At 61.6% G+C, this 2,658-nt stretch carries 4 protein-coding genes and 1 pseudogene; 1 reads left to right on the forward strand and 4 read right to left on the reverse strand.

The genetic code is table 11. The annotated features are described in order from the left end of the window. The 3 genes from ENZ74_RS28270 to ENZ74_RS28280 form a co-directional block, all read right to left on the reverse strand. The coding region (locus ENZ74_RS28270; RefSeq protein WP_206522344.1) for an acyl-CoA dehydrogenase family protein at window positions 1-245 on the reverse strand (245 nt) is incomplete at its 3' end. Between the two features lie 64 nt (window positions 246-309). Then, window positions 310-960: a TetR/AcrR family transcriptional regulator gene (locus ENZ74_RS28275; RefSeq protein WP_013532606.1), complete on the reverse strand. Its 651-nt coding sequence runs from the start codon at window positions 958-960 to the stop codon at window positions 310-312. 71 nt (window positions 961-1,031) lie between these two features. After that, the gene (locus ENZ74_RS28280; RefSeq protein WP_013532605.1) at window positions 1,032-1,316 is read right to left on the reverse strand and encodes an acylphosphatase; all 285 of its coding nucleotides are present in this window, start codon (window positions 1,314-1,316) and stop codon (window positions 1,032-1,034) included. A gap of 175 nt (window positions 1,317-1,491) precedes the next feature. Here ENZ74_RS28280 and ENZ74_RS28285 point away from each other — a divergent pair, with 175 nt between their 5' ends. Continuing rightward, window positions 1,492-2,484: a helix-turn-helix domain-containing GNAT family N-acetyltransferase gene (locus ENZ74_RS28285; RefSeq protein WP_013532604.1), complete on the forward strand. Its 993-nt coding sequence runs from the start codon at window positions 1,492-1,494 to the stop codon at window positions 2,482-2,484. A 35-nt stretch (window positions 2,485-2,519) separates the two neighbouring features. Here ENZ74_RS28285 and ENZ74_RS35390 read toward each other — a convergent pair. Beyond that, a pseudogene (locus ENZ74_RS35390) lies at window positions 2,520-2,658 on the reverse strand (pyridoxal phosphate-dependent aminotransferase); the annotation flags it as partial.

The raw sequence follows: 2,658 nt of genomic DNA on the forward strand, positions 1-2,658 counted from the left end.
AACCAGATCAACCGCTGGGCGACGCAGGCGCAGAAGGAAAAATACCTGCCGCCGAAATCGGGGTCGGCGGTGATGCCGAGCAGGCCGAGCGCGCCGAATTCGCCCCACAGATGCGCCGGGAATTCGTTCGAGCGATCGATGTCGGCGGCGATCGGCGCGATCCGGTCCTGGGCAAAGCGCCGCACCATGTCGCGCAGCGCCTCGATCTCTTCGTCATGCCCGAAGCTGAGCGTGTTGGTGTACATTTTTCTCCTCCCTGCGCATGACCTCGAAAATCGACTTTGATTTCGGAAAGGGATCATGCGCGAATCAAAATGCTGCAGCGTCCTTTGCGCGTCCGAAGGGACGCGCGGCGCCGTAGGCGTCGATCTTCGCGCCGACGAGCCGCATTGTCATTGAAAGATATGTTGTGGTCACTTCAGCGATCGACAGCCGTTCGCCCGGCCGAAACCAGACGATGACGCCGGTCATCATCTGGATCAGCGCCATGGCGGTCAGCCCGGTGTCGTCGATGCTGAAGGTGCCCGTCTCGGCGCCGTCGCGCAGGATGGTGCGCAGCTCCTTCTCGTAGGCAGTGCGCATGCGCAGGATCTGCGTCAGCCTTTCCGGCGACAGGCTGCGCAATTCCATGTTCGACACATGCGTGGCGTGCCGTCGCTCGATGTGGAAAGTGATGTGGTTTTCGACATAGGCCGAAAGCCGCTGCACGGGATCCGCATTAACCGGGCGAGCTGTTTCCCACGCTTCGGTCAAACCTTCCATGTGCTCGCGCATCAGCGTGAACAGAAGCTCTTCCTTGGTCGGAAAGTAGCGGTAGAGTGCGGCCGCCTGTACGCCGACCTCGGCGGCGAGCTGTCGCATCGACATCGCCTCGTAGCCAAAACGCGCGATCAGATTGACCGCCGCCTCACGAATGGTCGCTTCGGTCTTTTCGCCATCAGACCCGGCGGTGCGTGCCATGTCAGCTCCTCTGCGGAGCAATAATAAAACGAACGTTTAATTAATTCAAGGCGCTCAATCCAAATCCGCCTTCATGCCACGATTCTGAACCCAACAGAGGCGTTGTCTGCCTCCAACTCCTCGACGTCGACCTTGGAAACCAAAGCCCCGGCCGGCCCTTTCCAGAGGCGCTCGATCATTGTCGAGACCTCCTCATCGAGGCCTGCGATCTCGGCCGTTACGGACCCGTCCGCTTCATTGCAAACCCAGCCCGCAAGACCAAGGCCCGTGGCCTCATCCCGGGCCCAGGCTCTGAAGCCGACGCCTTGCACGTTACCGTAGACGCGTGCGTGCACTTTCCTGCGATGACCAGCCATGAATCTCTCCAAGCCTGTCTCGTTTTGAATCTGGCGCACGGCCTGAGGAATGCAACCTGCGCGCGGACGCAATAGCTGGGCCTTCCGGCTTTAGCTGGCCTTCTGGCCTTGAATTTAATTGACTCAGTCCACTAATTTAGGAAAATGGAACTGCTTTATTAGGAGCTGGCCGCAAATGTTGGACGAACGCAACGCATTGGTGGCCGATGTCCGGCGCTTCAATCGCTTCTACACGCGCACTGTCGGCCTTCTCGACGAGACGCTGACACAAAGTGCATTCACTTTGACCGAGGCGCGCGTGCTGTTCGAACTGGGTCACCGCAGCAACCCGGCTTCCGCCGAAATCGCCGGCGAGCGAGGTTTCCTGGTTGGGGCTTTTCGGCTCGAGAATGGCCCGGCGGCCTCCGAAATATCGAGACAATTGCGTGTCGATGCCGCCTATCTGACGCGGATCCTGCGCAAGTTCGCGGGCCAGGGGCTGACCGAGGCCAGAACGGACCCGGCTGACCGGCGCCGAAGGGTCCTCTCGCTGACCGCAAGGGGCGAGGCAGCGCTTGCCAGGCTGCAGGCGGCGGCCGATCGGGATACGGCGCGGCTGATCGAAAGCGTACCCGACGACAGGTTGCATGAACTGCGCAGCGCCTTGCGCAAGGCGGGGGAATTGCTGGGTGATCCCACCCGTGAAAGCGGCGAGGTGACGTTGCGGCCGCACCGCGTCGGCGATGTCGGCTGGGTCGTGCAGCGCCAGGCCCAACTTTATGCCGAGGAATATGGCTGGACGATCGAGTTCGAGGCCATGCTCGCCGAGATCGGCGCCGATTTCATTCGCAATTTCGTGCCCGGCCGCGATTTCTGCTGGATCGCCGAGCGCGGTGGTCAGCCGGTCGGCGCGGTGTTCCTGGTTCATCAGGATGATAAGGTGGCCAAGCTGAGAATGCTGCATGTCGAGGCGTCGGCGCGCGGCTTCGGCATCGGCAAACGACTGGTGGCGGAATGCGTGAACCAGGCCCGGGCTTGCGGCTACGCCAAGCTAGTTCTGTGGACCAACGACATCCTCGTTGCGGCGCGCGCGATCTACGAACGTGCCGGCTTCAGGCTGGTCTCGCAGGAGCACCACCGCAGCTTCGGCAAGGATCTGACCGGCCAGACCTGGGAAATGGATTTGTAGGCGGCTTTTGCTGCCGGTTGCGCGCCAGCGGTATCCTAATTACCCCGCGCTGCCGCCAAAGCACCGGGAAGTTCCTCGGCAAAAATGTCGAGCTCGTGATCGAGGCCGACGCTGACGCGGATGCAGCGGTCGAGCCGTGGCACCATCGGCTTGCGGATGAAGACGTCGCGTGAC

The organism is Mesorhizobium sp. M7A.F.Ca.CA.002.15.2.1 (assembly GCF_003998715.1).
GTDB lineage: Bacteria > Pseudomonadota > Alphaproteobacteria > Rhizobiales > Rhizobiaceae > Mesorhizobium > Mesorhizobium ciceri.

What these genes read in the sequence shown, in the direction of transcription:
- ENZ74_RS28275 (WP_013532606.1), bottom strand. Translation starts at nt 960, where the DNA reads ATGGCACGCACCGCCGGGTCTGATGGCGAAAAGACCGAAGCGACCATT.
- ENZ74_RS28280 (WP_013532605.1), bottom strand. Translation starts at nt 1,316, where the DNA reads ATGGCTGGTCATCGCAGGAAAGTGCACGCACGCGTCTACGGTAACGTG.
- ENZ74_RS28285 (WP_013532604.1), top strand. Translation starts at nt 1,492, where the DNA reads ATGTTGGACGAACGCAACGCATTGGTGGCCGATGTCCGGCGCTTCAAT.